Genomic DNA, 12,740 nt, shown 5'->3' on the forward strand with positions numbered 1-12,740 from the left:
TGCCAGCCTTTTTGGCTAGACGGACATTTGACCGGGAAAGTGGTCACATTCTACCCCAGCAAAGTACTTCAGCAACGAGATGCTTCTACTTCAATGCAATCTCGTTAGCGGTGCTTAAAGCCACACCAGCACCGAGGATGTGAGTCCCAACACCGCGAGCGGCACTGCGTACAGGTAGAGAACGTAGATGTGAGTCCGCTGTTGTCTCTCGAAGTAGAACAGAAGCTCCATTGTCCTATTGCTGCCTCGTGTCGCCCAGACGAGCGCCAAGAAGATCAGCATGATCAGAAATGGCAGGCCGAAAATAACCCCGGTTAACCAAGCATTGCGCCAAGGTGCGTCCTCACTCCCTATAGCAAGAGCCAACAACGGAGCGGCAAACCCCAAGCAGCCACTAGCCAACAGGCAACGATATAGCCGGCGGTTCCGCCGCTGGAGTGTTTCAGGCGGAATTTCGGCAAATTCGCCACCCTGTCGCGCAGGAGCAATCTTAGAAGCGACCTCTGCTGCGAGGCTTCCGAGAATGCCGCTCAGCAGTTCATGAGGCATGTGCGGTTACCAGGGTCATGCGGACAGTGATTAGTGTGCTAGAGTTGCTGCCCGATTAAGCGTTCGGTTCAATTCTGATCAAGTCGGCTGTGGGTCAAAAGCAGACATGGCAGCCTGACGAGGTGAGCCCGTAGTATCGCCGATAAAGCGCAAGCTGCCGTTGAGGCGTAAAGCCGTCAAAATCACCGGCGCGTTTACAGCGCTCTAGCAATTCTAGAGCGGCTCGGCTTCAGAGACTGCATTTGAACCAAACAACTCTCAAGTGGCCTCGAGCCCGGCCGCTGCGGGGTCACCTCGTCATGGTGACCCCGGCGCAACACCATCCGTTGGCCTTGGCTACCGTGGCTGGCCGCGTCCACCTTCGACATCGGTGGAGCAGGGCCGATATAGCGCCTGGAGTTGCCGGCCGCGAAGGTAGATCGTGCGCGCGGTCATGCCGCCGTGCCGCGTAATCCATTGCCTGACCGCGGCGGGGTAACGATCATAGAGCATCTGCGTGGCTTCAGGGTTGGGAATAGCCTTCCCATCGGGCCCAGGATTGTCCGCGACCCTGAAGCCGAATACGGCTCTCGGGGTCACGCAGATGCTGTCGTGGGGAATGTACGCCAGCACGAGCGTGCAGGCGCCGGCGCAGATGCCGTCGATGACGACGGACGCGCCGAAATCGCGCAAAAGTTTGAACCTGTCGATATAGGTTCCGATCCGTCCGCCCTGATCAAAAACAATGCGCACGGCAGCATGACTCGGTTGCATGCTCCCAAGCATGAACGCCGCGACCAGCGTCACCCTCACCAGCTTCATCTGTCCATCATCCGATCGATCGAACTCCATCGCCTTGCGCGATAACGGCTGCCGGTTCCGCTTTGGTCAAGAGCTGTCTGCCGGCCATTCCACGATTAGCTTCGATGTGGCCTCCAGCGCGGACATCGCCGGCATCGACCGGGAAGGTCGTGACGGGCCAGAAGCGATCCGAAGAACAAGGGTTGCGCGCTCGTCGGGCAAATCAGTCCGGCACTTTGTGCGCACGTGGTTGAAACGCGCGCCGCCAAGGCTACGACACGCCGCATCGGACGAATCGAATTTATCCACGAAATCAAGCTGATCTCGCGCACATCGCTGCGAAGCCAAGAAAGTTCTTTCCATTTTTCAGAAATCATGCATCATGTGCGCATCCTGCCTCGATGAGAGGGACGTTGCGCGCGATCGTCACGACACGTGGGGCAGGGATGCGGTGGCCGTGAGATGTCGCAGCATGTGCTTGCGCATGCAGACGAACGACACATCACGGACGCGAAGTCGTGTGGTCCTGGCCTCCCGGTGCCGAGGTCAAGCGCGCGGCGAGGGCTCATGCCCTCGCGCGAGCGACGGGGTCAATCAGCCGGTCCCCGAGGAGAGCGCGAAAGAAGCGTTAAGACCGCCGCGCAGGGAATGCCGGTTGATCGGCTTTGCCTGTGGTACCTGCCGCCTGCATTTTTTTCAGCAGGCGGGCCATGGGTGAGGCCTTCACCCGGCATTCCCTGCGCCCTCTCGATTCATCGAAGGGCCGTCGATCGCGGGACTCGGGCGTGATCCGCCGCGAGAGTGCGAACCTGCGCGTGGTTGTTTGAAACGTGGATAGCGACTGAGCAATCTCTCCATCATCTCCGACGATGGTGAAGAGTTCGAGGTTTGGTTCCGGTGGCATGATGAAGTTTCGGCCATTTGGAACCGGAACTGCAGGCGATCCCTTGGTGTTGATCGGCATCTCGAAAGCACTGGAGGAGAGACAATGATGAGAACCCGTCTTGCCGTTTCGCTGATCGCCACCTCGCTGCTGGCGTCGACCGCTGCGTTCGCACAGTCCACGACCGTCGAAGGTGCCGCCAATGGCGCTGCGGCCGGCGGCGCCGTTGCCGGTCCGGTCGGCGCCATGGTGGGTGGAACGGTCGGTGCCGCCGTCGGTGCGGGCCTGGAAATTCCGAACGCGGTGATCAACTCGATCGAGGCCGAGCGCGCGCCGTCGGTGGTCGTCCATGAGCGCGTCGTGGTCGGCGAGCCGCTGCCCGCCACCGTCGAGCTGCGTCCGGTGCCGCGCTACACCGAGTATCGCTACGCCGTCGTGAACGATCGCCGCGTGATCGTCGATCCGCGCACGCGCCGCGTCATCAAGATCATCGAGTGATCTGACGTTCTGACGGACAGGGGCCTCGTCGCATCAGCGGCGGGGCCTCTCGTCATGCGGTCTGCGTGCGGATCTGTCGGATGAGCCAGTCGATGGCCGCGGACAGGCCAAATCCGAGGCAGGCGGCCGCGGCGTCGACGATGAAGTCTTCCAGCCGCGCGTGACGTCCCGGCGCCAGGAACTGCGAGAGTTCGAGTGCACCGATCAGGATCACCGCAATCCCGGTGGTCAGCAGCCGATGACTGCGATAGGCGAGGCCGAAGGCAAGGCCGATCAGGATGAAGGCGAGGGCGTGTTCGCCGTCCTGTCCCAGGTGCGAATGTGGCCTATAGTTGGGCGGGCCCAGCGTTGCGAAGGCAACGGCTGCCGCGAGCAGCCAGGCCGAGAGGCGAATGACGATCATCATGGACGCTGCTTAGCACGTTCCGGGCCACGAACCGGGGTCACGGTCGCTTGAGGCACCGGTTTAGTTAACGCGGCTCGGAAGCCGGAACATGGCCTTCTCATCGTACCGCGAACAGCTTTCGTCCGGCGCCTCAGATCGGCTGCCGGACTCCCAGACCCTGCATGAAGCGCTCGCGGATCTGTGCCGGATCGCGCCTGGTGGCGCCCATACCGGGCCTATTGTCGATCTTCGCCGCAATCAGCACCGGGCCGGGCGCCTCGAGCGCAAGATCGATCAAGCGTTCGAAATCTTCCTCGTCTGCGGCCCAATGGCTGGCGCCAATGCCGCAGCCGGCGGCAATGGCGACGATGTCGGCGTTCCGGGCCGGCGTCGGCTGGCTGCCGGTGATCTGGTAGACGCCATTGTCCATGACGATGATGGCCAAATTCTTCGGCGCCAGCGTGGCAATCGTGGTCAGGCAGCCCAGTTGCATCAGCAGCGAGCCGTCGCCCTCGAGCGCGAACACCCGGCGTTGCGGCTGCGCCAGCGCGACGCCGAGCGCGATCGGGCAGGCCAGCCCCATGCTGCCGAGCATGTAGAAATTCTGCGGCCGCGGGCCCGCCGCCCACAGATCGAAATTGGTGTTGCCGATGCCGCCGATCACCGCTTCCTCGTGCGTCAGCCGCGCGACCAGCCGGCAGGTGAGGTCGTAGCGGTTCATGATCTTGGTGTTGCTGTGAGGGGCGCTCATGCGAACACCTTTCCGCCGGTGAGCAAAGGCGACAGGATGAGCGCCACCGGTGCCTGGGTCGCCACCGCCTGCTTGATCGAGCGGTCGACGACGAATTCGAGCTCGTCGAGCCGCGTCATGGTGTGGTGCTCCATGGCCAGTGCATCGAGCACTGGCCGCATGGTTCGGCACACCAGCGACTGGCCGACATTGAACTCGCCCAGCGTGCCGCGCTCGGACACGATCATGATCAGCGGGATTTGGCAGGGCACGATCAGCGAGGCCAGCACGTTGGCGAGCGTGGCGAAGCCCGAGGTCTGCATCAACAGCGCGCCGCGTCGGCCGCCCATCCAGGCCCCAGTGAGAATGCCGACCGCTTCCTCCTCGCGCGCCGTCGCAAAGGTCGTGAAGAACGGATCGTCGTGCAGGTTCTGGATCAGCGGCGTCAGCACCCGGTCGGGTACGTAGGGGATGAGGTCGACGGCGTTGTGCTTGAACGTCTGCAGCACGATCTCGTGCCAATTCGGCACAGCGGTTGCTGATCGCGCCGCATCGGCATCGGCGGCCATTGCTGTTCCTCCGGTCGTTCCTGATGGGGGCCCGGCGCGCGGGGTTTGGCGCTGAGCTTGACGGCACCGGAACGATTGTCAACATGCCGGCCCGGCCGGTCAGGCATCCGCCTTTCAAGTCCGAAATCAAGAACCAAGAAACCAGGAGGTCGGCTGTTCATGGCCGCGAATTCCAAGCGCGTCTTCTACGTCAAATACCTGGCCCACCCGATCTTCAGCGAGCTGCTCGCCGCGCGCCCCGACGTCCGGCTCGACCGGCTGGAGAACGAGAGCTCCGAGGCCGAGACGGCGCCGATCCTCGCGGCGGCTCACGCCTACCAGATCGGGGCGGCCCGCGACGAGCTCGCGCCGCGCTTCCACGTCGATGCAGACCTGCTGCGCCGCGCCCCAAACCTCCTCGTCGTGTCCAGCAACGGGGCCGGATACGACCCGGTCGACGTCGACGCCTGCACCGAGGCCGGCGTCCTCGTCGTGAACCAGTCCGGCGGCAACGCCCATTCGGTGGCGGAGCACACACTCGGCATGATGCTGACCCTGTCGAAGCGCATCATCCAGTCCGACCGCCGGCTGCGCCGGGAGCGCGACGTCAACCGCAACGATTTGATCGGCAACGAGGTGCAGGGACGGACGATCGGCATCGTCGGGCTTGGCAATGTCGGCCGCCGGGTTGCCGAGCTGTGCCGCGGCATCCTCGGCATGACGGTGCTGGCCTATGACCCATATCTGTCGTCCGATGAGATCGCCGCACGCGGCGCGGAGAAGGTGGAACTCGAGGACCTGATGCGGCGCTCGGATTTCGTCTCGATCAACTGCCCGCTGACGAAGGAAAGCCGCGGCATGATCGGTGCCCGCGAGTTCGCGCTGATGCAGCCTAGCGCCTATTTCGTCACCACCGCCCGCGGCTTCATCCATGACGAGGAGGCGCTGTTCGCCGCGCTCAGCGAAAAGCGCATCGCCGGCGCCGGGCTCGACGTCTGGGCCAAGGAGCCGCCGCCGCCGGACCATCCGCTGCTGCAGCTCGACAACGTGCTGGCGAGCCCGCACACCGCCGGCGTGACGCGGGAGGCGCGACAGAACATGGGTCGGATCGCAGCCGAGCAGCTGCTCGACGCGCTTGACGGCGGGCGTCCGCCGCGCCTGATCAACCCCGAGGCCTGGCCGCGCTACAGCGCTCGTTTCCGCGAGGCGTTCGGAGTGACGCCCTCGTAGCCAGAAGAGAAGAGATTGCGGGGAGAAGATTTCATGCGTCGCAAGCTGCGACGCAGCAATAAATCTTCTCTCCAGGGCGGCTTCGGCGAAGCGGACATTGCTATTTTCGGAGCCGTCTCGACAGCCCAGTGGTGGCTGATCATTTTTCCAGGGGCGCCATGAGCTTAGGCCACGTTTTTCGCTCGGCGCGGAAGGGAAATTGGTCCGATGCGCCGGTTGAACGCCATCCTGAAGTCGACCCACGGCCGCGTCCGTCGCGCCGTCTCGGAGTTCGTCGCGATCGCCGCCGCGAGCCTGCCTTCGGTGGGCGCCTGAGCGCCGGTTCCACCGCTGCGTCAAATATTTGCATCGGCCGCTTGATATCGGTGAACAGCGGGAGGAGAAGCGCGGTAACATCACCTTCGAGCACTGCGTGAGAGGCAGGAGGTTGCATGTCGCGCTATGTCATCCATTTCATGAAGGACGTGCTGGGCGAGAATGGCCGCCAGTGCGAGATATGCCAGAGCACGTTGGAGGTTGAGGCCGACAGCGAAGGCGAAGCCGCAGAAATCGCAAAGTCCAGATTCTGTAAACAGCAGGAGGTGCGCGACTGGTCGCTGCATGCCGACCGCATTGAGGTGAAGGCGGCCGACTTTCCGTCCTGACCTGCGGCTCAGCGGCCCATCCCAGCCGGTGCGTCGCTGGCCCCGGGGCCAAGCGAGCGCTGCACCATCACGGTGTCGCACCAGCGGCCGAAACGGTAGGCTACTCCTGGCAGCAGCCCCACCCTGACGAACCCGAAGCGCTCATGAATGCCGAGCGAGGCGACATTATCGGCGTCGATATAGCCGATCATCTGGCGATATCCGGCCGCGGCGGAAGCATCGATCAGCGCCTGCATCAGCAGCCCGCCGACACCACGGCCGAGATGCTCATGGTGGACATAGATCGAATGCTTGACCGCGAACCGGTAGGCCGGCCGCTTCCTGAACAGGACGACATAGGCATAGCCCACGACTTCGCCGCGGAATGTCGCGACCAGATGCGGCAACCGATGATTTCGCAGATTCTTGCGCCGCTGCTTGAGGTCGTCCGGCTCGGGCGCCCCGGAACCGGCGGCGCTGTCCTCGACCCCGCGGCGGACATGCCGCCGGTAGATCGAGAGCATGGCCTCGACATCCTCGTCGCGTGACGGCCTGACGAGGACCGGCGGCTCGGTGTCGCGAGCCGTGATCGCGCTGTCCATGGTTCGAATTACTCTGCGCAGACATAGGTATGGAGCCGGATCCGGCCAGCTTCGTCGATCTCCTTGTACAGCCCCTGGATCTCGACGTCGAAGCCGGGATAGGTGTTGAACGCCCGCTCGAACATCTTGAGGTAATCGATCATCGGCTTGGCGCGGTCGGATAGCCGCTCGCCCGGAACGATGGTGGCGATGCCCGGCGGATAGACCACGAAGGGGGTCGTCGCAATGCGGTCGGAGATGCGATCGATCGGCAGGTAGTCGACCTCGTTGCGCATCAGCGCACGCGCCGCCTCGCGTGGCGACATCGCGATCTCCGGCATGTGCTGCGGCTGAAACTGTTTCGCCTGCAGCGCGCTCACCTCGGCGTCGCGGTAGAAGCGGTGCATCTCGGCGCAGAGGTCGCGCAGCCGCAGCTTGCCGTAACGCGCAAAGCGCTTGCGGGTGAACTCCGGAATGGCGTCCTCCAGAAGCACGTTGTCATCGTGGAGCCGCTTGAAGGCGACCAGGCCGCTGATCAGGGTTCCCGCCTTGCTCGCCTCGACCCCCGGCGTCAGCAGGAACAGCAGCGAGTTGAGATCGTTCTTCTCCGCCACGATGCGGTTCTCGCGCAGATATTGCGCGACGATCGGAGCCGGGATGCCGTGATCGGCATAGCCGCCGGTGGCGCGATCGAAGCCCGGGGTCAGCAGGGTCAGCTTGTTCGGATCGGTCATTGCGAAGCCGGGGGCGAGATCCGGAAAGCCGTGCCATGCCGCGCCCGGCGTGAGCTGCCACAGCGCGGTATCGGTCGCGAGCTGGTCGGTCGAGATCGCCTCCCAGGCCACGTCATGGCTAGCCCCGGGATTGGCCGCATCGGGGATCGACACCCGGTCCGGCACGAACGGCTCGAAGAACCAGCGCCGCGCCGGATCCTTCTCCTTCTCCTCGAATTCCCGGCGCATCGCCCTGATCTTCTTGCGCAATTCGATTCCGAGCCGGATCGTGTCGTCCCACAGCACCTCGCCGGAGCGGCCCTTCATCATCTGCGCGCCGACGTCCAGCGAGGCGAACAGCGGGTAGAACGGCGAGGTCGAGGCGTGCTGCATGAAGCTTTCGTTGAAGCGGCGATGCTCGACCCGCCGCCGCTGGCCCTTGATGTGGCGGTCCTTGACGTGGATCTGCGAGGCCTGGGAGAAGCTCGCGAGCTGCTTGTGGGTCGATTGCGTGGCGATGATGCCGGGGGCGTCGGGTCCGAGGTCGCCGAGGCCCATGGCGAAGCGGCCGGCGTAGAGCGGGTGGAATTTCATGAAGCCCGCCCAGGCCTCGTCGAACATGATGTAGTCGCAGAGATGCCCGATCCGCTTCAGGATCATCTCGGCGCTGTGGATCGTGCCGTCATAGGTGCACTGCTCGACCACCGCGACGCGGAACGGCCGCTCCTTGCGCCAGGCGTCGGGGCCCTTGACCAGCGGGTTGTCGCGGATCTGCTGTCGCAGATGCTCTTCGTCCAGCAGATCCCAGCGCATCGGGCCGATCAGGCCCCAGGGGTTGCGAACCGTTGGGACGTAGATCGGGACGCCGCCCGAAATCAGCAGCGCGCCGTGATGAGCGGCCTTGTGGTTGTTGCGATCGAACAGCACGAGGTCGCCGTCGGTGACCAGGGCCCCGAGCACGACCTTGTTGGAGGTCGAGGTACCGTTGAGGACGAAATAGGTCTTCTCGGCGCCGAAGATCTGCGCGGCTTCCTTCTGCGCGCGCAGCGCCGGCCCCTCATGGGTCAGGAGATCGCCGAGATCGAGCACGGAATTGTCGAGATCGTCGCGGAACACGGCCTCGCCGAGATGCTCGACGAAGACCCGGCCGATCGGGCTGCGGCTATAGAACACGCCGCCATTGTGCCCGGGGCAGGTCCAGAGCTGGTTGCCTTCCTCGGCATAGTCGACCAGCGCGCCGAAGAATGGCGTCTTCAGTGTCTCGGCATATTGCTTCAGCCGGCTGACCAGGTTCTTGGCGATGAAGGCTGGAGTCTCCTCCGACAGGAAGACGTATCCGTCGATGAAGTCGAGCACCTCGACCGGCAGATCCTCGAACCGCTTGCGGCGGATCAGGAGGATGATCGGGAAGTCCAGTCCGCGACGGCGCATCAGGTTGATCAGCGACGCCGTCTTGCCTTCCAGGCCCTTCTTGCCCCAATCGACGACCATGCAGCCGATCGCGGCATCCGTCTGCACGGCGATCTCGGCGTCCTCCAGCTTGCGGGCGCGCACCACCTCGAAGCCCGAGCGCTGGATCTCCTCGATGATCTGGTTGAAGCGGAGCCCCGCAAGGTCGTCGGTCTCGAACACGGGCGCGGCGAACAGGAAGGTGAAGCGGCGGAAGTATTCCATGACAGTCTTTCGGGCTGGGTGGGCAGCCACCTGTCGTCACGTTCGATGACGCTTCGATGACAATAGGACGCCTCACGGAGCTTGTCTCGGCCGCCTCGCAGTGGCAATCGTCCCGAACCCGAGTGACGCTGAAAGGATCCGTGGTGCTTCCTGAATGGATCAGCCTTGATTGTGTGGCGCCGTCCGAGCTCCATCGGCAGGCATCGCTGGAACGCCAGGCCCAGTTGACCAAGCCGTTTGGCGCCCTTGGGCGATTGGAGCAGGTGGCGGTCGATCTGGCCGCGCTGCAGGCGTCGGAACGTCCAGGGGCCGACCGGGTGCCGGTGGTGCTGTTCGCAGGCGACCACGGCATCGCGGCGCGGGGGGTCTCGGCCTATCCGCCCGAAGTCACGGTCCAGATGCTTCACAACTTCGCCCGCGGCGGTGCGGCGATTTCGGTGCTGTCGCGCAGCCTCGGCTGTCCGCTGGAGGTGGTCGACGTCGGCACGCTGGCGAGCGAGCCGGTGCCCGGCGTGGTCGTCGACAAGCCGCGGCGCGGCACGCGCGACTTCAGCACCGAGGCGGCGCTGACGCTGGAGGAGGTCGCGTTTGCGGCCGAAGCCGGACGGCGCGCGGTGGTGCGGCAGGCCGATCACGCGCCGCAACTCGTGATCTTCGGCGAGATGGGGATCGGCAACACGACATCGGCGGCAGCGATTGCCGCCGCGCTGCTGTCATGCGCGCCCGCGGACATCGTCGGCAGCGGCACCGGGCTCGACGCCGACGGACGGGCCAGGAAGGCTGCGGTGATTGCCGATGCGTTGGGGCGACACGGGCTCACGACGGGAGCGGCCGTCGCCGACGTCCTGGTCGCCGTCGGCGGTTTCGAGATCATTGCGATGGCCGGCGCGATCGTCGCCGCCGCGCAGCGGCGCTGGCCGGTGCTGGTCGACGGCTTCATCGTCTCTGTCGCGGCGCTGGTCGCCGTCCGCCTCAATCCCTCCTGCCGGCCTTGGCTGCTGTTCTCGCATCGCTCGGCCGAGCGCGGCCACGCCATCGTGCTCGACGCCCTCGGTGCCCGTCCCCTGATCGACCTCGATCTGCGGCTCGGCGAAGCCTCCGGCGCCGCCACTGCGCTGCCGATCATCCGGCTGGCCTGTGCGCTCCACAACGGCATGGCGACGTTCGCCGAGGCCGCCGTATCGGGACGCGACTCCTGATGCGGATCGACCTGCTGCGGCACGGGACGACGGGACGCGACGGCCATCTCGACGGCCGCACCGACCCGCCGCTCAGCGACCTCGGCTGGGATCAATTCCGGCGGCAGACGCGGAGCCTGATCTGGCACAGCGTCGTCAGCTCGCCGTTGGCGCGCGCACGTGCGGCAGCGGAGGATTATGCCCGGCTGACCGGCTGCGCGCTGGACATCGACGTGGATTGGAGCGAGCTCGATTTCGGCCTCTGGGACGGGCGGATGCATCGCGACATCGCTGCCGAGCCCGGAGGCGAAGCCTTGCTCGACACCTTCCATGCCGATGCTGAGGTCCGGGCGCCGGGCGGTGAGAGCTGGTCCGATTTGCAGGCGCGAGTGGCGCGCGCAACACATCGTATCCTTGTCCGGCCCGAGCCTGCGCCGGTTCTGGTGGTGGCGCATGGCGGCGCCATGCGCGCAGCGCTCTCGCATCTGCTCGGCTGGCCGCTGCGCCAGCTGTGGAGCCTGCGCATCCGGCCGGGCACGCGGATCACGCTCGAAGCCGGGCAGGGCGATGATGGTGTATCTTGGGGCGAAATCGTCGAGATCATCCAGCCATGAGTCTGCGTGAATTCTGGATCGCATTGCAGTTCCTGACGCGGCTGCCGACACCGCGGGTCGCTGAGTCGCGATCGGACGATCTTGCACGGGCGTCGGTCTGGTTTCCGGCAGCCGGACTGGTGATTGGCGCCTGTCTGGCGCTGGTCGCCCGCCTTTTTCATGATGCCGATCCGTGGATCGTCGCGCTGACCGTGCTGGTCGCCTGGATCGGGATCACCGGCGCGCTGCATCTCGATGGGCTCGGCGACGTCGCCGACGCGTTCGGCGCCTCGCATGGCAAGCCGGAACGCTTCATCGCCGTGCTGGGCGATCCCCATGCCGGCAGCTTTGCCGTCGTCGCGATCAGCTTGCAGATCGCCGCCAAGCTGGTGCTGATCGCCGAGCTGGCGACGGGCCCGACGGCCTGGGCGCTGGTGCTGATCCCGGCCTGGGCACGCTGGGGGACTTTGATCTGCAATAAGACCCTGCTGTCGTTGAAGCCGGGGCTGGGGGCGAGCATCTCGAACAGCGTCGGCTGGAACGTCATCGTCGCCTGGGGCGGCGCACTCGCGATCGGCGCGCTGGCCGGCGCGGTGCCGACGCTGGTTGTGATTGGTCTCGTTCCGGCGGTCGCGTTCTACTGGCAATGGCGGCTCGGCGGCATCACCGGCGATTGCCACGGCGCCAGCATCGAGGTCACGGAAACGCTGCTGCTTGCCGCCTGCGTGCTCGGCTAGAAGGCATCGCCGAGCGCCGGCGCCAGCCGGTGCCACTCGGACGCATTGCCCGGCAGGCCGAAGCGCAGCCAGCTCGGCTGAGCCGGAAAGCGCCGGACGTGGATGCCGTGCCGGGCGAGCCGCTCGGCGATGTCAGGCGCGTTCGGCGATGTGATCAGCCTGAACAGCGGCGTGCCGCCGATGACCGCGCAGCCGGCCTTGCTCAGAAGATCGTCGATGCGCTGACAGTCGTTCGCCAGCCGCGCGCGTGTCTGCTCCAGCCAAGCAGCGTCGGCCAAGGCCGTCGTTCCGATCGCGAGCGCAGGTCCGGATACGGCCCAAGGCCCGAGCTCGTCGCGGAGTCGGCGGACGACGTCAGCGGAGCCGATCGCGAAACCGAGGCGGACGCCGGCAAGGCCGTAGGTCTTGCCGAACGAGCGCAGCACGATCGTCGCCGGCGGCAGGTCGGCTGCGAGGCTGGCGTCGGCGGGACAAAGATCGATGAATGCTTCGTCGACGATCAGCAGGCCGTCGCGCCGGCGCAAGGTCGCGGCCAATCCGACCAGCACATCGCGGGGCAGTAGGCGGCCGGTGGGATTGTTGGGATTCACGACGACGGCAACATCAGCATCGGCGAGCGCATCGACATCATCGACCAGACCGACGCGATGCCCACAGCGGCGCCAGCACAGCGCATGCTCCTCGTAGGTCGGGGCGAGCACGGCAACCCTCGAGCGTGGGCGCAGCCGCGGCAGGATCTGCAACAGCGCCTGCGTGCCGGGCGCGGTAACGATCATTTCGGGCCCCGCCACGCCATAGCGCGCAGCAGCCGCTGCGCGCAGCGCGTCGTCTTCGGCTTGGGCCGGCAAGCGCGCCCAACTTGCGGGCGGAATGGTCGGCACCGGGTAGGCGACGGGATTGATGCCGGTCGACAGATCGATCCACGGCCGCGGCGCATCCGGGTAGCGACGGCTGATCGCAGCGAGATCGCCGCCGTGAAGGATCGCTTCCAGCTGGTCCGCGCCCGTGCTAGTCGCTCTGTCGTCCATGTCTGTCCTT

At 65.5% G+C, this 12,740-nt stretch carries 16 protein-coding genes; 7 read left to right on the forward strand and 9 right to left on the reverse strand.

The features are described 5' to 3' along the window. Nucleotides 1-114: 114 nt before the first annotated feature. From QX051_RS22295 to QX051_RS22305, 3 genes are all read right to left on the reverse strand, one after another. Nucleotides 115-549, reverse strand: a complete 435-nt coding sequence (locus QX051_RS22295; RefSeq protein WP_315739791.1) for a hypothetical protein — start codon at nt 547-549, stop codon at nt 115-117. A gap of 336 nt (nt 550-885) precedes the next feature. Further along, entirely contained in the window at nt 886-1,350 is a 465-nt protein-coding gene (locus QX051_RS22300; RefSeq protein ID WP_315777595.1) for a hypothetical protein, read from the reverse strand. A 607-nt stretch (nt 1,351-1,957) separates the two neighbouring features. Next, the gene (locus tag QX051_RS22305) at nt 1,958-2,293 is read right to left on the reverse strand and encodes a hypothetical protein (protein WP_315777596.1); all 336 of its coding nucleotides are present in this window, start codon (nt 2,291-2,293) and stop codon (nt 1,958-1,960) included. 27 nt (nt 2,294-2,320) lie between these two features. On the opposite strand from QX051_RS22305, the gene QX051_RS22310 reads away from it, so the two are divergent. Beyond that, nucleotides 2,321-2,710 (forward strand): DUF1236 domain-containing protein, encoded by a 390-nt coding sequence (locus QX051_RS22310; RefSeq protein ID WP_315718467.1) that lies wholly within the window; start codon nt 2,321-2,323, stop codon nt 2,708-2,710. Nucleotides 2,711-2,762: 52 nt separating this feature from the next. On the opposite strand, the gene QX051_RS22315 is transcribed toward QX051_RS22310, so the two are convergent. The 3 genes from QX051_RS22315 to QX051_RS22325 all read right to left on the reverse strand — a co-directional run bounded on the left by QX051_RS22315 (nt 2,763) and on the right by QX051_RS22325 (nt 4,394). Beyond that, entirely contained in the window at nt 2,763-3,116 is a 354-nt protein-coding gene (locus QX051_RS22315; protein WP_315739787.1) for a VanZ family protein, read from the reverse strand. Between the two features lie 130 nt (nt 3,117-3,246). Further along, nucleotides 3,247-3,846 (reverse strand): thiamine pyrophosphate-dependent enzyme, encoded by a 600-nt coding sequence (locus QX051_RS22320; RefSeq protein ID WP_315777597.1) that lies wholly within the window; start codon nt 3,844-3,846, stop codon nt 3,247-3,249. Beyond that, on the reverse strand, nt 3,843-4,394 hold the full coding sequence (locus QX051_RS22325) for a thiamine pyrophosphate-binding protein (RefSeq protein WP_315770423.1): 552 nt from the start codon (nt 4,392-4,394) through the stop codon (nt 3,843-3,845). The genes QX051_RS22320 and QX051_RS22325 overlap by 4 nt, the downstream gene beginning before the upstream one ends. 159 nt (nt 4,395-4,553) lie before the next feature. Between QX051_RS22325 and QX051_RS22330 the strand changes: the two genes are divergently transcribed. From QX051_RS22330 to QX051_RS22340, 3 genes are all read left to right on the forward strand, one after another. Further along, nucleotides 4,554-5,603 carry a hydroxyacid dehydrogenase gene (locus QX051_RS22330; protein WP_315777598.1) on the forward strand — a complete coding sequence of 350 codons (1,050 nt, stop codon included), beginning with the start codon at nt 4,554-4,556 and terminating at the stop codon, nt 5,601-5,603. A 33-nt stretch (nt 5,604-5,636) separates the two neighbouring features. After that, nucleotides 5,637-5,765: a hypothetical protein gene (locus QX051_RS22335; protein WP_315739783.1), complete on the forward strand. Its 129-nt coding sequence runs from the start codon at nt 5,637-5,639 to the stop codon at nt 5,763-5,765. Between the two features lie 269 nt (nt 5,766-6,034). Continuing rightward, the gene (locus QX051_RS22340) at nt 6,035-6,247 is read left to right on the forward strand and encodes a hypothetical protein (protein WP_315739782.1); all 213 of its coding nucleotides are present in this window, start codon (nt 6,035-6,037) and stop codon (nt 6,245-6,247) included. Between the two features lie 8 nt (nt 6,248-6,255). On the opposite strand, the gene QX051_RS22345 is transcribed toward QX051_RS22340, so the two are convergent. Together QX051_RS22345 and QX051_RS22350 are read right to left on the reverse strand one after the other, a co-directional pair. Next, on the reverse strand, nt 6,256-6,828 hold the full coding sequence (locus tag QX051_RS22345) for a GNAT family N-acetyltransferase (protein ID WP_315770418.1): 573 nt from the start codon (nt 6,826-6,828) through the stop codon (nt 6,256-6,258). A gap of 8 nt (nt 6,829-6,836) precedes the next feature. Then, nucleotides 6,837-9,194, reverse strand: coding sequence for an Orn/Lys/Arg decarboxylase N-terminal domain-containing protein (locus tag QX051_RS22350; RefSeq protein WP_315777599.1), 2,358 nt, complete (start codon nt 9,192-9,194; stop codon nt 6,837-6,839). Nucleotides 9,195-9,337: 143 nt separating this feature from the next. On the opposite strand from QX051_RS22350, the gene cobT reads away from it, so the two are divergent. Genes cobT through QX051_RS22365 form a run of 3 tightly spaced genes read left to right on the forward strand, consistent with a single transcriptional unit; the run spans nt 9,338 to nt 11,702 of the window. Beyond that, nucleotides 9,338-10,393, forward strand: coding sequence for a nicotinate-nucleotide--dimethylbenzimidazole phosphoribosyltransferase (gene cobT / locus QX051_RS22355; RefSeq protein ID WP_315777646.1), 1,056 nt, complete (start codon nt 9,338-9,340; stop codon nt 10,391-10,393). After that, entirely contained in the window at nt 10,393-10,986 is a 594-nt protein-coding gene (locus QX051_RS22360; RefSeq protein WP_315777600.1) for a histidine phosphatase family protein, read from the forward strand. The genes cobT and QX051_RS22360 overlap by 1 nt, the downstream gene beginning before the upstream one ends. Next, entirely contained in the window at nt 10,983-11,702 is a 720-nt protein-coding gene (locus QX051_RS22365) for an adenosylcobinamide-GDP ribazoletransferase (RefSeq protein WP_315777601.1), read from the forward strand. The genes QX051_RS22360 and QX051_RS22365 overlap by 4 nt, the downstream gene beginning before the upstream one ends. On the opposite strand, the gene cobD is transcribed toward QX051_RS22365, so the two are convergent. Then, nucleotides 11,699-12,730, reverse strand: a complete 1,032-nt coding sequence (gene cobD, locus QX051_RS22370; RefSeq protein WP_315777602.1) for a threonine-phosphate decarboxylase CobD — start codon at nt 12,728-12,730, stop codon at nt 11,699-11,701. The genes QX051_RS22365 and cobD overlap by 4 nt on opposite strands. Nucleotides 12,731-12,740: the final 10 nt, after the last annotated feature.

The organism is Bradyrhizobium sp. SZCCHNR1053, from assembly GCF_032381235.1.
Lineage (GTDB): Bacteria > Pseudomonadota > Alphaproteobacteria > Rhizobiales > Xanthobacteraceae > Bradyrhizobium.